Source organism: Nonomuraea sp. NPDC003560 (assembly GCF_042878785.1).
Classification (GTDB): Bacteria; Actinomycetota; Actinomycetes; order Streptosporangiales; family Streptosporangiaceae; genus Nonomuraea.
The window spans coordinates 1,122,387-1,141,309 of the sequence record NZ_JBIAOF010000001.1 but is presented as its reverse complement, the minus strand read 5'-3'; the positions used below and the strand labels follow the sequence as shown (position 1 = coordinate 1,141,309).

At 71.6% G+C, this 18,923-nt stretch carries 18 protein-coding genes; 1 reads left to right on the top strand and 17 read right to left on the bottom strand.

Translation table 11 applies throughout. The features are described from left to right. Positions 1-15: 15 nt before the first annotated feature. From ACFYUV_RS05515 to ACFYUV_RS05435, 17 genes are all read right to left on the bottom strand, one after another. Complete coding sequence (locus tag ACFYUV_RS05515) at positions 16-2,571, bottom strand: phenylalanine--tRNA ligase subunit beta (RefSeq protein WP_387665154.1); 2,556 nt, start codon at positions 2,569-2,571, stop codon at positions 16-18. Further along, positions 2,571-3,611, bottom strand: a complete 1,041-nt coding sequence (gene pheS, locus ACFYUV_RS05510) for a phenylalanine--tRNA ligase subunit alpha (RefSeq protein WP_352364980.1) — start codon at positions 3,609-3,611, stop codon at positions 2,571-2,573. Before pheS ends, ACFYUV_RS05515 begins: the two co-directional genes overlap by 1 nt. Positions 3,612-3,761: 150 nt before the next feature. Continuing rightward, positions 3,762-4,853 carry an ATP-binding protein gene (locus ACFYUV_RS05505; RefSeq protein ID WP_352364892.1) on the bottom strand — a complete coding sequence of 364 codons (1,092 nt, stop codon included), beginning with the start codon at positions 4,851-4,853 and terminating at the stop codon, positions 3,762-3,764. 50 nt (positions 4,854-4,903) lie between these two features. Further along, entirely contained in the window at positions 4,904-5,707 is an 804-nt protein-coding gene (locus ACFYUV_RS05500; RefSeq protein WP_357986153.1) for an RNA methyltransferase, read from the bottom strand. 76 nt (positions 5,708-5,783) lie between these two features. Continuing rightward, complete coding sequence (rplT, locus tag ACFYUV_RS05495) at positions 5,784-6,170, bottom strand: 50S ribosomal protein L20 (RefSeq protein ID WP_358285792.1); 387 nt, start codon at positions 6,168-6,170, stop codon at positions 5,784-5,786. A 24-nt stretch (positions 6,171-6,194) separates the two neighbouring features. Then, entirely contained in the window at positions 6,195-6,389 is a 195-nt protein-coding gene (gene rpmI, locus ACFYUV_RS05490) for a 50S ribosomal protein L35 (protein ID WP_125635662.1), read from the bottom strand. Between the two features lie 124 nt (positions 6,390-6,513). Next, positions 6,514-7,143 (bottom strand): translation initiation factor IF-3, encoded by a 630-nt coding sequence (infC, locus tag ACFYUV_RS05485; RefSeq protein ID WP_364394191.1) that lies wholly within the window; start codon positions 7,141-7,143, stop codon positions 6,514-6,516. A gap of 300 nt (positions 7,144-7,443) precedes the next feature. Further along, the gene (locus ACFYUV_RS05480) at positions 7,444-8,325 is read right to left on the bottom strand and encodes a shikimate dehydrogenase (RefSeq protein ID WP_387665151.1); all 882 of its coding nucleotides are present in this window, start codon (positions 8,323-8,325) and stop codon (positions 7,444-7,446) included. 81 nt (positions 8,326-8,406) lie between these two features. Continuing rightward, the gene (gene mltG, locus ACFYUV_RS05475; protein ID WP_358285788.1) at positions 8,407-9,564 is read right to left on the bottom strand and encodes an endolytic transglycosylase MltG; all 1,158 of its coding nucleotides are present in this window, start codon (positions 9,562-9,564) and stop codon (positions 8,407-8,409) included. A 211-nt stretch (positions 9,565-9,775) separates the two neighbouring features. Then, positions 9,776-10,849 carry an endolytic transglycosylase MltG gene (mltG, locus tag ACFYUV_RS05470; protein WP_387665148.1) on the bottom strand — a complete coding sequence of 358 codons (1,074 nt, stop codon included), beginning with the start codon at positions 10,847-10,849 and terminating at the stop codon, positions 9,776-9,778. A gap of 445 nt (positions 10,850-11,294) precedes the next feature. Next, a complete protein-coding gene (gene ruvX, locus ACFYUV_RS05465) occupies positions 11,295-11,777 on the bottom strand; it encodes a Holliday junction resolvase RuvX (protein WP_387665146.1) in 483 nt (160 codons plus the stop codon). A 1-nt stretch (position 11,778) separates the two neighbouring features. Next, positions 11,779-14,451, bottom strand: coding sequence for an alanine--tRNA ligase (alaS, locus tag ACFYUV_RS05460; protein ID WP_387665143.1), 2,673 nt, complete (start codon positions 14,449-14,451; stop codon positions 11,779-11,781). A 22-nt stretch (positions 14,452-14,473) separates the two neighbouring features. Then, positions 14,474-14,704 (bottom strand): hypothetical protein, encoded by a 231-nt coding sequence (locus ACFYUV_RS05455; RefSeq protein WP_352327836.1) that lies wholly within the window; start codon positions 14,702-14,704, stop codon positions 14,474-14,476. After that, on the bottom strand, positions 14,701-15,075 hold the full coding sequence (locus tag ACFYUV_RS05450) for a DUF948 domain-containing protein (RefSeq protein ID WP_352327837.1): 375 nt from the start codon (positions 15,073-15,075) through the stop codon (positions 14,701-14,703). The genes ACFYUV_RS05455 and ACFYUV_RS05450 overlap by 4 nt, the downstream gene beginning before the upstream one ends. A gap of 184 nt (positions 15,076-15,259) precedes the next feature. After that, the gene (locus ACFYUV_RS05445; RefSeq protein WP_387665141.1) at positions 15,260-16,018 is read right to left on the bottom strand and encodes a hypothetical protein; all 759 of its coding nucleotides are present in this window, start codon (positions 16,016-16,018) and stop codon (positions 15,260-15,262) included. A 32-nt stretch (positions 16,019-16,050) separates the two neighbouring features. Next, on the bottom strand, positions 16,051-17,352 hold the full coding sequence (locus ACFYUV_RS05440) for a replication-associated recombination protein A (protein ID WP_387665138.1): 1,302 nt from the start codon (positions 17,350-17,352) through the stop codon (positions 16,051-16,053). A 9-nt stretch (positions 17,353-17,361) separates the two neighbouring features. Next, positions 17,362-17,862 carry a hypothetical protein gene (locus ACFYUV_RS05435; RefSeq protein ID WP_387665135.1) on the bottom strand — a complete coding sequence of 167 codons (501 nt, stop codon included), beginning with the start codon at positions 17,860-17,862 and terminating at the stop codon, positions 17,362-17,364. A 169-nt stretch (positions 17,863-18,031) separates the two neighbouring features. Here ACFYUV_RS05435 and ACFYUV_RS05430 point away from each other — a divergent pair, with 169 nt between their 5' ends. Continuing rightward, the gene (locus tag ACFYUV_RS05430; protein WP_387665133.1) at positions 18,032-18,919 is read left to right on the top strand and encodes a peptidylprolyl isomerase; all 888 of its coding nucleotides are present in this window, start codon (positions 18,032-18,034) and stop codon (positions 18,917-18,919) included. The last annotated feature ends 4 nt before the right edge of the window (positions 18,920-18,923 follow it).

The window sequence follows — 18,923 nt, the reverse complement described above, 5'->3', positions numbered from 1 at the left end:
CCCCCTCTGATCGGCTCAGGCGCTGCGGAGCTGGGCTCCCACGCGGTCGGCCGCCATCGCCACCGCCGCGTCCCTGGCCGCCGTCGTCTCCTCGACCGTCAACGTACGGCCCGACGCCCGGAACCGCATCGTGTAGGCGAGCGACTTGTTCCCCTCGCCCACCTGCTCACCCGCGTAGACGTCGAACAGCCGCACCGACTCCAGCAGCTCGCCGGCCCCGTCGCGCAACGCCGCCTCCACGTCGGCCACCGGCGTGAAGTCGGGCACGATCAGCGCCACGTCCTGCGTCGCCACCGGGTACGGGGACACCGGCGGCGCCTGCACCGGCCCCGGCATGGCCGACTCCAGCCGCGACAGCTCCAGCTCCATGGCCGCGGTGCGCGGCGGCAACCCGTACGCCTCGATCACCCGTGGGTGCAGCTCACCGGCGTGCCCCACCAGCGTGTCGCCCACGTAGAGGGCGGCGCACCGGCCCGGGTGCCACGGCTCGTGCTGGTCGGCGCTGATGGACAGCTCGACCCGCGACTCGGCGGCGATCAGCCGGGCGGCCTGCACGGCGTCGGCCCACGAGGCCTGCCTGCCGGAGCCCCACCAGCCGGACCGCTCGAACTCCCCGGCCAGCACGACCGCGACCCGCAGCGGCTGGTCGGGCAGCGCCGCCTCGATCGAGGCCAGCTCCTCCTCGGTGGGATGGCGCGAGACGCCGAGCACCGGAGCGGCGGCGGGGGCGTTCTCCCGGGGCCGGTAGACCGCGCCCGTCTCGAACAGCGCCACGTCGCCGAAGCCGCGCCCGACGTTGCGGACCAGCGTCTTGAGCAGGCCGGGCAGCAGCGTCGTGCGCATCAGCGGCTCGTCCTCCGACAGCGGGTTGGCCAGGCGCATGGCCCGGCGTCGCGCGTCGTCGGCGGGCAGCTGCAGCCGGTCGAAGTCGTCGGCCCCGATGAACGGGTAGCTCAGCACCTCGACGTAGCCGCCCTCGGCCAGCGCCCGGCCGACCCGCCGGCGCAGCCGCTGCCCCTCGGTCAGCCCGGCGCCCGCCGGGGCGCTGGGCAGCACCGACGGCAGCCGGTCGTAGCCTTCGAGCCGGATGACCTCTTCGGCCAGGTCGTTGGGGTCGGTGAGGTCGGGCCGCCACGACGGCGGGGTGACCGTGATCATGTCGGGGCCGGTGACGGCCAGCCTGGCGGCCAGCTCGCCGCCGGTCACGACGCCGGTCGGGTCGACGCCGCCCTGGCGCACGGCCGGGTCGTCGCCGTCGGTCACGAGGCAGCCCACCTGCTCCAGGCGGCCGACGACGACCTCCTTGGAGTACGGGACGCCCGCCACGGCCGACGGATGACCGGCCGGGATCGCGATGCGCGCCGGCGTGACGTCGACCTCGGCGTGCGTCACGCCGGGCTGCACGGTCGCGCCGCCCAGCTCGGCCAGCATGCGCACCGCCCGCCACGAGGCGACCAGCGGCAGCTCGCGGTCGACGCCGCGCTCGAACCGCTTGGACGCCTCCGAGACCAGCCCGTGCCGGCGCGACTCGCGCGAGATGCCGGTGGCCGAGAAGTGGGCGGCCTCGATGACGATGTCGGTCGAGCCGTCGGAGATCTCGGTCTCCAGGCCGCCCATCGTGCCCGCCATGGAGATCGGGCCCGACTGGTCGGTGATGAGGATGTCGTCGGGGTCGAGCTCGCGCACGACGTGGTCGAGCGTCTCCAGCCGCTCGCCCTCCCGGGCCCGCCGGACGACGATCTCGCCGGTCAGCTTCGACCGGTCGAAGGCGTGCAGCGGCTGGCCCAGCTCCAGCATCAGGTAGTTGGTGATGTCGACGGCCAGCGACACCGGGCGCATGCCGGACCGGCTCAGCCGCACCCGCATCCACAGCGGGCTCTGGGCGGTCGGGTCGAAGCCGCGCACCTCGCGCAGCACGAACCGGTCGCAGGCCGTCGGGTCGCCGATGGAGGCCGGCCAGGACGGCTCGCTCTCGGCGGGCACCTCGACGTCGGCCGGGTCGCGGAAGGCCACGCCGAACGCGGTGGCCACCTCGCGGGCCACGCCGCGGACGGACAGCGCGTAGCCGATGTCGGGCGTGATCTCCAGCTCGATCACGTCGTCGCGCAGACCGAGCAGCTCGACCACGTCGGTGCCGATGGGCGTGCCGGCGGGCAGCACCATGATGCCGTTGTGGTCGTCGCCGAGGCCCAGCTCGCGCTCGGAGCAGATCATGCCCTCGGACATGCGCCCGTACGTCTTGCGCGCGCCCACCTCGAAGCCGCCCGGCAGCACGCCGCCGGGCAGCACGACGGGGACGCGGTCGCCGGCGACGAAGTTCGTGGCGCCGCAGACGATCTCGCGCGGCGTCGCCTCGCCCACCTCGACCTTGCAGTGCCTGATCGGCTTCTTGAAGCCGGTGAGCTCCTCGATCTCCAGCACCTCGCCGACGACGACGTTCTTGACGTCGTGGCCGTAGGAGGTGATGGCCTCAAGCTTGAGCCCGGCCATGGTGAGCCTGTCGGCCACCTCGTGCGCGGTGGCCGCCGGGAGATCGACGTACTCCCGCAGCCAGGAGAGCGGGACCTTCATCAGATCTCCATTCCGAACGGGAGCGTGAAGCGCACGTCCCCCTCGATCATGTCTCGCATGTCTTCGGCGTTGTGGCGGAACATCAGCGTGCGCTCGATCCCCATGCCGAACGCGAACCCGGAGTAGCGCGAGGGGTCGACGCCGCAGGCGATGAGCACCCGCGGGTTGACCATGCCGCAGCCGCCCCACTCGATCCAGCCCTCGGACTTGCAGGTGCGGCACGGCGGGTTGCCGGGGATCGCCGAGGCGCCGCGGCAGACGAAGCACTTCAGGTCCATCTCGGCGGACGGCTCGGTGAAGGGGAAGTAGTTCGGCCGGAACCGGGTGGTGATGCCCTCGCCGAACATGACCTCGGCGAACCTGTCGAGCGTGCCCTTGAGGTGGGCCATGGTCAGGCCCTCGTCGACGGCCAGCCCCTCGGTCTGGTGGAAGACCGGGGTGTGGGTGGCGTCGAGCTCGTCGGTGCGGAACGTCTTGCCCGGCGAGATGACGTAGACCGGCAGCTCGCGCTGGAGCAGCGCGCGGATCTGCACCGGCGAGGTCTGGGTGCGCAGCACCATGCCCGACTCGGTGGAGTCCACGAAGAACGTGTCGTGCTCGGAGCGGGCGGGGTGGTCGGTGGCGATGTTGAGCGCGTCGAAGTTGAACCACTCGCCTTCGAGCTCGGGGCCCTCGGCGACCTCGTAGCCCATGGCGACGAACGCGTCGGCGACGCGCTCCTGCAGCGTGGTCAGCGGGTGACGGGCGCCGCGCGGCCGCCGGTCCCACGGCAGGGTGACGTCGACGGTCTCCTCGACGAGCACCCGGGCGTCGCGCTCGGCCTCCAGCTCGGCCTGGCGGGCGGCCAGCGCCTCGTTGATCGCTCTGCGGGCGCCGCCGACGCGCTTGCCGGCCTCGGCGCGGGCGGCCGGCGGCAGGGCGCCGATCTCGCGGTTGGCCAGGGCGATGGGCGAGCGGTCGCCCGCGTGCGCCAGCCTGGCCTGCTTGAGTGCGTCGAGGCTGTCGGCCGCCTTGATCGCCGTGAGGGCGTCGGCCTCCATGCGGGACAGCTCGTCGGCATGCAACGGCGTCACCTCGACGGGGTCGTAGTCAGACAAGAGTGAGCTCCGTATCCAGGGCTTGAGCGGAAATGAGTCTAGTGGGGCCCGCCCACCGGACCGACTTCGACGGGTGTCGAGCCGCTCGGGGCTTCAGACCGTGGCGAAGTCGGGTGTGCCGGTGGGCACGGTAAATCGGAACTCCGCGCCGCCCTCGGGCGCACGCTGCACGGTGATCGTGCCGCCGTGCGCCTCGACCAGGCCCTTCACGATGAACAGGCCGAGCCCGGTGCCGCCGCGCCGGCGGCTGTTGCCGCCCCGCCAGAACTGCCGGAAGACGCGCGGAGCCAGCTCGGGCTCGATGCCCTCGCCCTCGTCGCGCACCGACACGGCCACTCCCCATCCGACGGACTCGATCTCGATCGTCACGGTGCCACGCCCGTGGCGCACCGCGTTCTCCACCAGATTACCCAGAATCTGGTCGATCTTGTCCTGGTCGAGCCACATCTCCGGCAAACGGTCGCCGACGATCAGGCGGTAGCGGTCTTCCGAGTCGCCCGCCGCGACCCGGCCGGCGACCAGCCGGCGCGCCCTGGCCGGCACGTCGACGACCTGGCGGCGCACCTCCAGCCGCCCGGACTCGATGCGCGAGACGTCGAGCAGCTCGGTGATGAGCCGGGTGACGCGGTCGGCGTCGTTGTTGACGGTCTCCAGCATGACGCGCTTCTGCTCGTCGGTGAAGCGCGTCCACTTGGCCAGCAGGGTGGCGGTGAAGCCCTTGACGCTGGTCAGCGGCGAGCGCAGCTCGTGGGCCACGGTGGAGACCAGGTCGGCGCGGCTGCGCTCCAGCCGGGCGCGGGCGCCGCCGTCGCGCAGGGTGATCGTGACGCGCTCGACCTCGCCGCCGCGCTCGGGCTCGCGCACCAGCCGGGCCGCGACGTAGAGCTCCTGGCCGCCCGGCAGGTGCAGCGGCCGCTCGGGCACCCTGGTCCTGGTACGCAGCCCGCCCTCGGGGTCGAGCGCCTTCCACCACTCGCGCCCGTCGTGGTCTCGGAAGGGGAAGACCTCGTTCATCTCCCGGCCCACGGCGCGCTCCATGGCGACCCGGGTGAGCCGGGCGGCGGCCCGGTTGACGGCCAGCACGCACCCATATCGGTCGGTCACGATAAGACCGTCGGGGAGGTCGTCGATGGAGATCGTGCACGCGGCGGCCACGACTCGCCCGTCGGTTTCTGCGCCGTGCACGACCTCGCCTCCTCCGCCTACAACGCCGACAATAGCGGGTTTCCGGCCGCCTAGGGCACTCGCTGAGCCCTGGCGGAGGAGTAAAGGCACACCGCCGCGGCGGTGGCCAGGTTGAGACTTTCAGCCTGTCCGTAGATGGGCACTCTGACCACATCGTCCGCCTCGGCGCGTATCTCCTCCGGCAGTCCCCAGGCCTCGTTCCCGAAGATCCACACAGTCGGTCCGGAAAGATCCACGTCGTCGAGCGTGTGCTTGCCCGCGCCGTCGGCCGCCAGCACGCGCATGCCCCGCTCCCTCAGTTGACGCACGGCGGCGGCGACCGGTGCACCGATGACGACCGGCAGATGAAACAGGCTGCCCGCGCTGGCGCGTACGCACTTGCCGTTGTAGGGGTCGACGGAGGCGTCGGTGAAGATCACCGCGTCCGCCCCGGCGGCGTCGGCCGCCCGCATGACGGTGCCGGCGTTGCCCGGGTCGCGTACGTGCGCCAGCATCGCGACCAGCTTCGGCTCCCCGGCCAGCGCCTCCTCCAGCGGCACGTGCACGAGCCGGCACACCGCCAGCAGCCCCTGCGGGGTCACCGTCTGGGACAGCTCCGACATGACCTCGCCGCTGGCCCGGTGGACGGGCACCCCCTGCAGCGTGGCCTGGGTGATGAGCTCGGCGTGCCGCAGCTCGGCCTCGGCGGTGGTGAACAGCTCCAGCGTCACACCGTCGAGCTTGAGCGCCTCGCGCACCGCCTGCGGCCCTTCGGCCAGGAACCTGCGGTCCTGCTCCCTGAAGGCGCGCTTGGTGAGCCTGCGTGCGGCCTTCACCCTCGGCGACTTCACGTTGGTCAGCTCGGACCCGGCCATGCTCTCCCCCTGATCGTGCGTGGATACAGCAAAAGGGCCCACCGTGACGGTGGGCCCTCTGTGTCTGAAGGCGACCTCAGCTCGCGGTGGCCGGAGCGTTCACGTTCGCCGGGAGCGCCTTCTTGGCGGCCTCGACGAGCGTGGCGAAGGTCGCGCCGTCGTTGACCGCGAGGTCAGCGAGGATCTTGCGGTCGACCTCGATGTTGGCCAGGCGCAGGCCCTGGATCAGGCGGTTGTAGGTGATGCCGTTGGCGCGGGCAGCGGCGTTGATCCGCTGGATCCACAGACGGCGGAACGCACCCTTACGGTCCTTGCGGTCCCGGTAGGCGTACGTCATCGAGTGGAGCATCTGCTCCTTGGCCTTGCGGTACAGCCGCGACCGCTGGCCACGGTAACCGCTCGCCCTGTCGAGGACGACCTTGCGCTTCTTCTTGGCGTTGAGCGCCCGCTTCACGCGTGCCATGTTTCTTCTCCCCGGGGGTTCGCGCTACTTGGCGAGCAGCTTCTTGATCTTCTTGGTGTCTGCCGGCGAAACGACGACTTCACCCTTGAGACGACGCGTCAGCGTGGACGACTTCCACTCGTTGTAGTGCGCGCGGCTGGCGCGGCGGCGCTTGAGCTTGCCGGTGCCGGTGAGCCGGAACCGCTTCTTCGCACCGCTGTGCGTCTTCATCTTCGGCATGTCGCCGTCTCTCCTCAATTCGGTCGTGCCGGTGGCCGGGCCGGTGCTGGCCGGCCCGGTCGCGGCTTGTTCGTCTGCCGGTGGCTGCCGGGGCGCGTGGTGTAAGGCCAACCCCAGCCGCGGGTCACGCTTCCTGTACGGAAGGTTCCGCCGCCTGCACGGAAGACTCCTCTTCCGATGCGGGAAGCTCCTCGCCGCCACGCTGCGCCTTGGCGGCAGCCTTTTCGGCCTTGGCCTCGGCCTTCTTCTTGTGCGGACCGATCACCATGATCATGTTACGGCCGTCCTGCTTGGGCTGGGACTCCACGAACCCGAGCTCCTGGACGTCCTCCGCCAGCCGCTGCAGCAGCCGGAAGCCGAGCTCCGGCCGGGACTGCTCACGTCCGCGGAACATGATCGTGACTTTGACCTTGTCCCCCGCCTTGAGGAACCGCACCACGTGACCCTTCTTGGTCTCGTAGTCGTGCGGGTCGATCTTCGGCCGGAGCTTGATCTCCTTGATGATCGTGTGCGCCTGATTCTTGCGCGCCTCGCGCGCCTTCATCGCGGACTCGTACTTGAACTTGCCGTAGTCCATGAGCTTGCACACGGGCGGTCGAGCCGTGGCCGCGACCTCGACGAGGTCGAGGTCGGCCTCCTGGGCGAGCTTCAGCGCGTCGTGAATGCTGACGATGCCGACCTGCTCGCCGTTCGGGCCCACGAGGCGAACCTCGGGAACTCGGATACGCTCGTTGATGCGGGGCTCAGTGCTGATGGGGCCTCCTAGGTTTGCGATCCCTACGTGCTCGTCGTGGCGGGGGCCTTCCGCGCCGAAGACGCGAAAAGCCCCGCACGTCGCGCATGCGGGGCCACTGAGCTCTGTGGCTTCGTGGCCTCGAGCTCCCCGGAGAGTCCGGCGTGATCCTGGACCCGGCCACCTTTCGGCGACTCGGGTGGGAGGGAGACCTCCGCTTGCGCGTCCAGCAAGGCATGCCGGACCGATCAGAGAGCTACATTACCACAACCACGCAGGCGCCTCGAATCATCCCGCCGGCGCGGGTAATCGCCGGGAAGATCACTGCGGACGGGCCGCGGCCCGGCGGGCGATCTCGGCCTCGCCCGCCGCGCGCATGGCCTCGACCGGCACGTCCGCGCGGCCGGTCATCAGCTCCACCTGGCGCGCCGCCTGGTGCAGCAGCATCGCGAAGCCGCCGACCACCGTGCCGCCCGCGTCGCGGACGGCCGTGGCCGCCTTGGTGGGCCAAGGGGCGTAGACCACGTCGAACAGCGCCGGCACGCGGGCCAGCCGTCCGGCGAAGGCGTCGGCGGCTCCCGCGGGCAGCGTGGAGACCACCAGGTCCACCCCGGTGTACGCGTCGAGCTTGTCGAACGTCTCCACCGCCAGCGCCACGCCCAGCCGTTCGGCCACCTCGGCGGTCTCCCCCGCCCTGGCCGGGTCGCGGACCAGCAGCGTGGCCGCGAACAGCCCCAGGTTGCGCAGGGCCGCCAGCCCCGAGGCGGCCGTGGCGCCGCCGCCCAGCACGGTCGCCGACCGCGGCGCGGGCACCCCCGCCTCGGCCAGCGCCTGCTCGATGCCGTGGACGTCGGTGTTGTGCCCGTGGCGCAGGCCCTCGGCGAAGACCACGGTGTTGGCCCCGCCCACCTCGACGGCCAGGTCGGAGACGGTGTCGAGGAGCGGCAGCACGGCGCGCTTGAGCGGCATCGTCAGCGACAACCCGGCCCAGACGCGCTCGCCGCCCTGCTCGGCGCCGTGCTCCTCACCGTCGCGCTGCCCGCGCACGGGGGTCAGCCCGGCGAGCAGGCCGGGCAGCCGCGCCTCGTCGCACTCGATCGCCTCGTAGCTCCACCCGTCGAGCCCCATCGCCGCGTAGGCGGCCCTGTGCAGGTGGGGCGAGAGCGAATGCCCGATCGGCGAGCCCATGACCGCAGCCCGCATCGACACTCCTTCCGGAAACACGGTCCCTACTCCTACCACGCCGCGGGGCCGCCGGTCGTCGGACGGCTCCCGCGGCGGAGGTCAGCCGCCGTTCCGCTTGTACTCGGCCAGCAGCGCCTGGCGTTCGGCCTCGGTGGTGGCGAACTTGGTGACGCGGCTGTTGGGGTCGGTGGCGACGAAGTACAGCCAGTCGCCCTTGGCCGGGTTGAGGGCCGCCTCGATGGCGTGCTGGCCCGGGTTCGAGATCGGGCCCGGCGGCAGGCCGAGGTACATGTACGTGTTGTACCGGCTCTTGGTCTTCGTCTCGGCGATGGTGGCGGCGGTGCGGTACTTGTTGAGCGCGTACATGACCGTGCTGTCCATCTCCAGCTTCATCTCCGGGTCGCGGTCGAGCCGGTTGTAGATGACGCGGGCGATCTTGGGCATGTCCTCGAACCGGCCAGCCTCGGCCTGGATGATGCTGGCGATGACCACGATGTCCTGGGGCTTGCGGCCCAGGGCCTTGGCGCCGCCTTCGAGGTCGACCTCGTCGGCCGTCTGGTTGAACCGCTTGACCATCGCGCCCAGGATCTGGGCCGGGGTGGCGTTGGGCGGGAACTCGTAGGTGGCCGGGAAGGCGTAGCCCTCCAGCTTGCCCTTGGCGTACGACGGCAGGTCGAGGTCGGCGGTGTCCTTGGCCGCGGCCGCGAAGCCCTTGGCCGGCTTGCCCGTCGCCTTGGCCAGCGTGGTCAGCGTGTCGGACAGCCGCAGGCCCTCCTTGACGCCCACCTTGGCCAGCAGCTTGTTCTCGGGGCTCAGCATCGCCACCGCGTCGGCCGCCGCCATCTTCTTGCGCATCTTGTACTGGCCGGGCTGCAGCGAACCGCTCTTGCCGGCGTTGCCGATGGCGGTGCTGAACGCCCTGGCGCTGGCCACGACGCCGAGGCGCACCAGCTCCTCGGCGACCTCCGACGCGCTCTGACCGTCCTTGATCTCGACGATCACCTCGCCGGTGCCCTGGCCGGTGTAGTCGTCGGGCACGAGGGCGTCGCTGACCCACAGGTAGCCGTAGTAGCCGCCGCCGCCGATGATGCCCGCCAGCACGACGAAGGCGAGCAACGGCGCGATGAAGCCGCCGCGGTTACGACGTCTGCGCCGCCGGCGGTTGCCGCCGCGCTTGCCGGAGCCGCGGGCACGGCGCCGGGACCGGCCCTCGTCGTCCTCGGTGCCGAGCAGGGAGTTCAGGTCGAGATCGCTCATAGCTGCGCTGGCCAATCTCCCGGTACGGCCCGTTCGGCGTCAAGCGGTTGTGCCGAACCGGCGGAGCTCACCGGGCGAAACGGGGGGATCCGCCGGGCATGCTCCCACGACCAGCGGAGATCACTCTGGGTAGCCATGCTAGGGGATGGGAAGAGGGCGCATGACCCGGTATGGGGCTTTTGCGCGGGCACAGGGGGGGTCCCGCCGAACATCAGTCCGTCCCGAGGTTCTTGTTCAACTCTTCCCGGTATCTCACGAACTCGCTCTCTTTGTTGGTGAATTTGGTGATTCTATGCGCCGGATCCGTCGTCACAAACCAGTGCCAATCACCCGCGGCCGGATTCAGGGCCGCCAGCAGCGCCTTCTCCCCCGGATTCGCGATGGGCCCCGGCGGCAGCCCGCGGCGGTGGTAGGTGTTGTAGGGCGAGTTCACCTTGGTGTCGCTCTCGGTGACCTTCAGTGACCGGCGGTTCTGCGCGTACAGGACCGTGGTGTCCAGCTCCAGCGGCGTGTTGCTCTTGAGTCTGTTGTAGATCACTCTGGCGATCTTGGGGTAATCGGCGTCGGTGCCGCCCTCCGCCTGCACGAGGCTGGCGACCGTGAGCGCCTCCAGCGGGGTCAGGCCGAGCCGGCGGGCCCCCTCCGCCAGGTGGATCTGCCGGGCGGCCACCCCCCACCGCTCGACCATCGCGGCCAGCACGTCCACCGCCTTGTCGCCGGGCTCGACGTCGTACGTGGCGGGGAACAGGAAGCCCTCGATCCCGGGCGCGTACGAGGGCAGCCCGAGCAGGCTCTTGTCCACGCTCTGCAGCTCCTTCAGCGGCAGCGCGGCCAACTGGGCGACGCGCCGCAGCACCTCGCCCGCGCGCAGCCCCTCCGGCACCGCCACCCGCCTGACGAGCCGGGAGGCGGGCGCGAGCAGCAGGTCGAGCGCCGCGCCCGCGGCCATGCCCTTGCGCAGCCGGTAGTGGCCGGGACGCAGCCGGTTGGCCACGGCCCGCTCCTGGGCCGCGTTCACGAACGAACGCGAGCTGGCCACGACGCCGGCGTCGGCCAGTGCCGTGCCGATCTCCTCGGCGTTCGCCCCGGGCGGGATGCGGACGGTGACCGTCCCGCTGCCCATGCCCTCGAAGTCCTCGGGGCTGAGGTACGGCCTGACCACCGTGAGCACGCCCGCGCCCGCCGCCACCAGGGCGGCGACCAGCGCGGCGGAGACCAGCCCCGCCTTGCCCAGGGCCCGGCCACGGCGCGACGACCGACTGCCCCCGGCAGCCTCCTCAGCCACCGGGCGCGGGCCACTACCGGCAGACTCCTCGCCTGCCGGGTGTGGCATGCTCCCGGCAGACCCCTCACCCAGCGGGCGGGGCATGCTCCCGGCGGCCCCCTCACCCACCGGGTGCGGGCCGCTGTTGGCAGCCCCCTCACCCACCGGGTGGGGCATGCTGCTGGCAGGATCCCTATCCGCCGGCCGCGGGCCGCTCCCGGCAGGGTTCTCGCCCGCCGGTCGCGGGCGGTGTCCGGGGTGCTCCTCGGCCGCCGGGGGCGTCTGCTGCTCGGAGTCCGCCCGTAGGAACGGGATCACCTCGCCGCCGTCGTCGTCGGGGGTGGTGTTCACGCGGCCACCTCGCCGGTCGGACGCCCGGCGGGCGAGATCGGGGCCTGCGCACGAACCATGCCCTCACAACGGGCCTCGTGACGGGCCTCGTGACGGGCCTCGTGGTGCCGCCCGGTCATGAGGCAGGTCCGTCGGCCGCCGCGGGGGGCGGTTCGACGGGCCTGCCTGGTGGTCTGTCGGTGGCGCGTTCGGAGTCGAGGGCGTCCTGGAGCAGCACCACGGCGGCCGCCTGGTCGACGACCCCGCGCTGCTTCTTGGCGCGTACGCCGCTGGCCCGCAGCCCGTGCTGGGCCGCGACCGTGGTGAGCCGCTCGTCGAACAGCCGCACGGGCGTGGGCGCCAGCCGGCCGGCCAGCTCGGCGGCGAACGCGCGGGCCAGCCCGGCCGCCTGCCCCTCACGCCCGGACAGCGACGTGGGCAACCCCACGATCACCTCGATCGCCTCGTGCTCGGCGACGATCTCGGCGAGGCGGTCGAGGTCGCCCCTGCCCCGGCGTACGGTCTCGACCGGCGTGGCCAGCGTCCCGCTGGGATCGCTGCGCGCCACGCCGATGCGGACGGAACCGACGTCGACGCCGATCCGCGAACCGAACCTCATGTCATCCGATCTGCTCGCCGATGGCCTGTTCGACCAGGCCGAGCGCGTCGCCGATCGCCTCGGGCCGCGTACCGCCGCCCTGCGCGACATCGTCCTTGCCGCCACCGCCACCCCCAAGAGCCTTGGCGGCGACGCCGACCAGCCTTCCGGCCTTGAGCCCCCGCTCGCGCCCCGCCTCGTTGACCGCGGCGACCACCACGGGCCGGTCGGAGGGGGCGCCGGCGATCACCACGACCGCCGGCCGGTCGGCCGGGAATCTGCCACGCACATCAAGCGCGAGCTTACGCAGGTCGTCGGCGCCGGTGCCATCAGGCGCGCGGTGTGTCACCACGGAGACTCCGTGCAGGTCACGGGCCTGGGACGCCAGCTCGCCGGCCACCTGGAGCACCTGCGCCGAGCGGACCTTCTCCAGCTCCTTCTCGGCGGTGCGCAGGCGGGTGACGATGCCCTCGATGCGCTCGGGCAGCTCCTCGCGGCGCGCCTTGAGCTGCTCGGACAGCTGGGCCACCAGCACGCTCTCGCGGGCCAGGAAGCGGAAGGCGTCGATGCCGACCAGCGCCTCGACCCGGCGCACGCCCGCGCCGACCGACTGCTCGCCCAGCACCTTGACCAGGCCGAGCTGCCCGGAGCTGTGGACGTGGGTGCCGCCGCACAGCTCGCGCGAGTAGTCGCCGATCTCGACCACGCGGACCTCGTCGCCGTACTTCTCGCCGAACATCGCCAGCGCGCCCATCGCCCTGGCCTCGGCCTGGGAGGTGTAGAACGCGTTGACCTTGAGGTCGTTGATCAGCACCGCGTTGACCTCGTCCTCGACGTCGCGCAGCACGCTGGCCGGGACGGCGCCCGCCGCGGTGAAGTCGAAGCGGAAGCGGCCCGGGGAGTTCTCCGAGCCCGCCTGCGCGGCCGTCTCGCCCAGCGCGTTCTTGAAGCCGCGGTGGACCAGGTGGGTGGCGCTGTGGCTGCGCGAGATGGCCCGGCGGCGCTCGACGTCGATCTCGGCCTGCGCCTCGTCGCCCGCCTTCAGCTCACCGCTGCGGACCTTGCCGCGGTGGACGATCAGGCCCTTGAGCGGCGACTGCACGTCGAGGATCTCGACCTCGGCGCCCGCCGTGCGGATGACGCCCTGGTCGGCGAGCTGGCCGCCGCCCTCGGCGTAGAACGGGGTGCGGCCGAGCACGATCTCGACGGTCGTGCCCGCACCGGCCGCCGGCACGCTGACGCCGTCGACCAGGATGCCGACGACGGTGGTCTCGGCCTCGGTCTCGTCGTAGCCCAGGAAGTCGATCTTGCCGGCCTTCTCCAGCAGGTGACCGAAGACGGAGATGTCGGCGTTGCCGGTCTTCTTGGCCGCCGCGTCGGCCTTGGCCCGCTGCCGCTGCTCCTTCATCAGGCGGCGGAAGCCCTCTTCGTCGACCTTCAGGCCCTGCTCGGCCGCCATCTCCAGGGTGAGGTCGATGGGGAAGCCGTAGGTGTCGTGGAGCTGGAAGGCCTGGTCGCCCGAGAGCGTCGAGCCGGACTTGCGCTTGGTCTCCTCGACGGCCACGTCGAAGATCGCGGTGCCGGTGCGGAGGGTGCCGAGGAAGGACGTCTCCTCGGCGTCGATGACCGCGTGGATCTGCGGCGCGTCGACCTTGAGCTCGGGGTACTGCTCGCCCATCACGTTGATCGCGACGTCGGTCAGCTCGTGCATGTAGCGCTCGTCGCCGGAGCCGAGCAGGCGCAGGTTGCGCACCGAGCGGCGCAGGATGCGGCGCAGCACGTAGCCGCGGCCCTCGTTGCCGGGCATGACGCCGTCGGCGACCAGCATGGTGCCGGTGCGCACGTGGTCGGCGATCACGCGCAGGCTCACGTCGGCGCGGTGGTCGCGGCCGTAGCGGGTCTTGGTGAGCTCGGCCGCCTTGTCGAGGATCTTGTAGGTGGTGTCGATCTCGTAGAGGTTGTCGACGCCCTGGAGGATCGTCGCCATGCGCTCCAGGCCCATGCCGGTGTCGATGTTCTTGGCCGGCAGCTCGCCGGAGATGTCGAAGTCGACCTTGGTGCGGACCTGGCTGAGCTGGTACTGCATGAAGACGAGGTTCCAGACCTCGAGGTAGCGGTCCTCGTCGGCGACGGGGCCGCCCTCCTTGCCGTACTCGGGGCCGCGGTCGTAGTAGATCTCCGAGCAGGGGCCACCGGGGCCGGGCACGCCCATGTGCCAGTAGTTGTCCTCCAGGCCGCGGCGCTGGATGCGGCTCTCGGGCACGCCGACCTTGTTGCGCCAGATGTCGTAGGCCTCGTCGTCCTCAAGGTAGACGGTGGCCCACAGCCGCTCCTCGGGGAAGCCGAAGCCGCCGTCGGACTCGGACCTGGTGAGCAGCTCCCACGCGAACGGGATCACTTCGGACTTGAAGTAGTCGCCGAAGGAGAAGTTGCCGAGCATCTGGAAGAAGGTGGCGTGCCGGGTGGTCTTGCCGACCTCTTCGATGTCGGGCGTGCGCACACACTTCTGCGCGGTGGCCAGCCGTGACGCCGGAGGCTTGCGCTGCCCCAGGAAGTACGGCTTGAACGGCACCATACCGGCAGGAACCAGGAGTAGCGTGGGGTCCTCAGCGATCAGGCTGGCCGAGGGCACGACCTTGTGCCCACGCTCCTCGAAGAAGCGCAGGAAGCGGCGGGCTATCTCTGCCGACTCCATTGTGGCCATCCTTTGCTGGTAGTCAGTTGTCGATTTCAGCGTTGTCGAGCCCGAAGCGCGCCCGCAACTGGGTTTCGCGCTCGGCGGCCTCGCCGAGCGCGTCAGAGGTAAAGTCTCTCACCCGCGCGAGCATCCCCGCCGCGCCGTCGGCGGTGCGCCGCACGACGTGGGTCGGGTGCAGCGCCTGCAGCCTGCGCATCACCCAGAAGGCGAGGAACGCGCCGAGCGAGAGGTAGAACAGCCGTCTGATCACCGGGACCGCCTCACCCGGGCGGGCCTGCGGGCCTCGATGGCGCGCCGCACGCCGTAGCCGAGCGACGACACCTTGATCAACGGGCCGGTGAAGATGGTCTGCGTCACCGCGCTGAGCTTGGCGGCGTGTGCGCTGACCTGCTTGACGTCCTGGGCGATGGCCTCGACGGCGACGAGTTGCCTGTTGGTCTCGTTGACCGTGACGCTCACGTCGTCGAGCAGCGGCACCAGGCGGTTGTTCAGGTCGGAGACCGCCTTGGTGGTCTCGGTGAGCAGCCTGGCGAGCTTGACGAGCACCATGGCGAGAACGCAGACCAGGACAATCCAGCCCGTGGCCGCGATCAGCCCGGCGACCTCTCCAGCGGTAAGCATCCGCTCATCTCCCTCGTACGCTGGGCCGGAACGGCATGAACCCTATCGCGTCCCGGCGACAAGGTTAGTGAGGAAAACGGGCCGGATCCGGCGGCGAGGCCACCTGTGGACACTTCCGTGACCGATCACATGCCGCTCCGACCAGGCGTTCCGCCGCCCGGCCCGCCTCCTGTAACGCCTCCTGTCACGCCTCGGGGACGCGGGCGAAGGCGCGTACGGGAACCCGCCCGACGCCCTCCAGGAGCGGCGGCGCGGCCGTGAACAGGGCGCCGGTGGGCGGCAGCCGGTCAAGCCCGGCCAGCCGCTCCACGACCGGCACGCCCGCCGCCAGCAGCACGTCGAGAGCCGCCGACCCTCCGACGCCGTCGAGGCCGTCGAATCCGTCGAGGCCGTCGGCGTCGGTGCCGACCAGGGACGCGCCGCGCCCGGCCAGCCACGAGGCGGCCTCCGGGGTGAGCCGCCCCCCGCCGAGCGCGCCGGTGTGCAGCAGCACCGCCCTGCCGCCCACGTCGAAGGCGGCCAGCGCGCCCACGCCGATCTCCCGCGCCTCGGCGCCCGCCACGCGCACCACCACGGCGGGCAGTTCGGCGGTGCGGGTCAGGGGCAGGCCGGTCAGGTCGCCGCCGGGCGCCACCAGGTACGTGCCGCCGTCGGCGGGCGGGCGGGCCAGCTCGACCAGCGCTCCCCCGGCCGCCGGCGCGGCCTGCGCGGCGCGGTCGGAGGGCCCTCCCCTGGTGCCCTTGTGCGGCTCGGCGAAGATCTCGACGTTGTCCAGCTCGACGCCGTCGGTCATCAGCAGGCCGAGCGAGGCCACGAACAGCGCGGCGATCTCGTCCTCGGCGGCGTCGGGGCCGGGCAGGTCGACGCGGAAGCCGTGGACGGCGAGGTCGCCGCCGTTGCCGAAGGTGATGCGGGCGTCGAAGCTCGCGCGGTGGTCGGTCATGATGGCGCTCAATCTAGCGCGGCGGCCAGGGCTCAGGATCCGCGCAGGAAGTCGCGGATCCGGGCCCAGCGGTCGGCCACCGGGGCCTCGGCGCCATGCCTGGTGGGCTCGTAGTAGCGGCGGTCGCGGACCTGCTCGGGCGCGTAGTCCTGGCGCACCAGGCCGTGGTCGAAGTCGTGGGGGTACTTGTAGCCGCCGCCGTGGCCGAGCTTGGCCGCGCCCGGGTAGTGGGCGTCGCGCAGGTGGCCGGGGACCTGGCCGATCAGGCCCTTGCGGACGTCGCCGACCGCCGCGCCGATGGCCTTGACGACCGCGTTGGACTTGGGCGCCATCGCGCAGTGGATGACGGCGTGCGCCAGGTTGATCTGCCCCTCGGGCAGCCCGATGAGCTGCACGGCCTGGGCCACCGCGACAGCCGTCTGCAGGCAGGTGGGGTCGGCCATGCCGACGTCCTCGGAGGCGAAGATGACGATGCGGCGGGCGATGAAGCGCGGGTCCTCGCCGGCCTCGATCATGCGGGCCAGGTAGTGGAGGGCCGCGTCGGCGTCGGAGCCGCGCATCGACTTGATGAACGCGCTGATCACGTCGTAGTGCTGGTCGCCCTGGCGGTCGTAGCGCACCGCCGCCTTGTCGGCGGCCTTCTCCACCACCTCGACGGTGATGTCGTCGGTCAGCAGGGCGGCGGCCTCCAGGTAGGTCAGCGACCTGCGCGCGTCGCCGCCGGCCAGGCGCACCAGGTGGTCGAGGGCCTCGGGCGCGAGCCGGGCCCGCCCGCCCAGGCCGCGCGGCTCGGCCACCGCCCGCTCCAGGACCGCGCGCACGTCGTCGTCGGACAACGACTCCAGCGTGAGCAGCAGCGAGCGCGACAACAGCGGCGAGATGACGGAGAAGTACGGGTTCTCGGTGGTGGCGCCGATGAAGGTGACCCAGCGGTTCTCCACCGCCGGCAGCAGCGCGTCCTGCTGGGCCTTGTTGAAGCGGTGGACCTCGTCGACGAACAGCACGGTCTGCCGGCCGCTCATGCCCAGCTCGCGGCGGGCGTTGTCGATGGCGGCGCGGACGTCCTTGACGCCGGCCGAGACGGCGGAGATCTCGACGAAGCGGCGCTTGGTGACGTTGGAGACGACGTAGGCCAGGGTCGTCTTGCCGGTGCCGGGCGGGCCCCACAGGAACAGCGACATGGGGGCCTCGCTCTCGACCAGCCGCCGCAGCGGGGTGCCGGAGCCCAGCAGATGCCGCTGCCCGATCACCTCGTCGAGGGTGCGCGGGCGCATCCGCACCGCGAGGGGTTGCGGGGTGGCCTCCTCAGCCGCCGAATCGAACAGGCTATCCACAACGCGAGATTACACGCCGGTCAGACCCGCCGCGGCCCACACGGCCCTGGCCCCGGAGTCGCCCGCCCGGAAGCAGAAGTAGCCCGCCACGGCGGCCAGGACGACCGTCAGCGCCGACAGCGCCAGCGTGACGGGTCTGCCGAACCGGTCGCGGGTGAGCGAGCCGCGCGCGGGGGTGGTGGCGTACACCAGGGCCAGGCAGGCGGCGGCGAGCCCGGCCGCCGACAGCAGCAGCGGGGTCGCGAAGCCCTCGTGGACGGCGACCCGCGCGCCGAGCGGGCCCTCCACGCCGGTGAAACGGGCCCGTTCGAGGCTCTCCCCGCTCTCCTTGGCCGCCAGGACCGCCACGGGGGCGGCCACGGCCAGCAGCACCACCGCCCACGCCGTCACGGCCCGCACGCGAGGCGCCAGCGCGTACGCCCCGCCCACGAGGACGAGCAGCGGCGTCAGCACCACGGCGAGGTGCACGATCAGCGGATGGGCCGGCAGGCCGAGGATCTGGTCGAACACGGTCACTCCTTGGAGGGCTCACCTGGACTACGTATCTGCCTGCGAAATGGTTCTCTCCTCACTTGCCCCACTCTGCGGCTTCCGCCACTTACGCCCGGCACATATCGGAGGCCGGTAGCATTCGCGGAGTTGTTTGGTCATGTGTCGGCAAAGATGAAGGAGACAACCGGTGAGCGGCGACGACCGCCAGAGCGAGCTGGCCCGGGAGCACAAGGAGCGGCAGGCGAGGCGCGCGGCCGAGCAGACCGCCAAAGCCAGGCGGAACACCTTCATCGGCGCGGGCGTGGCCGTCGTCGTGGTGGCGGGCGGCATCTTCGCCGCGACCACCCTGATGGGCGACGACAAGAAGACGGCCGCGGCGGCGAGCACGCCCTCGCCCTCCGCCAGCACCAGCATCCCCGCGCCGACGTCGCTGCCGAGCACCACGCCGCCGAAGCAGGCGGGCAAGGTGTCGTGCACCTACAAGCGGGACGAGTCCGCGCCCAACAAGTTCGTCGGCCTGCCGGGCAAGCGGCCCAACCTCAAGCTCAAGACGATGACCGTGAGCACCAACCACGGCGACATCGTGATCGACGTCGACGCGAACGCGACCCCGTGCTCGGTCAACTCGATGGCCTTCCTGGCCAGGAAGGGCTTCTACAACAACACCAAGTGCCACCGGCTGGTGACCCCGGAGACGGCCGGCCTGTTCCTGCTGCAGTGCGGCGACCCGCAGGCCAAGGCCGACGGCAGGAACCCGACCGACGGGCAGGGCACGGCCGGCTACGTGTACGGCGACGAGGCCGTCGGCATGCCCTACACCAAGGGCGTGGTGTTCCTGACCCAGCCCGACGGCGCGGCGGGGCAGAACAGCAGCCAGTTCGCCATCTCGCTGTCGGACGAGAACGGCCAGCTGGAGCCGCAGTACTCGGTGCTCGGCATGGTCCGCTCGGGCCTGGAGATCATCGAGAAGGTCGCCAAGGACGGCGTCATCGTCAACGGCGACGACATCGTGGGCGACGGCGGCTCGACCGCGCCGAAGAACCCGATCATCATCAAGCGCGTCACCGTTCGGTAGCACG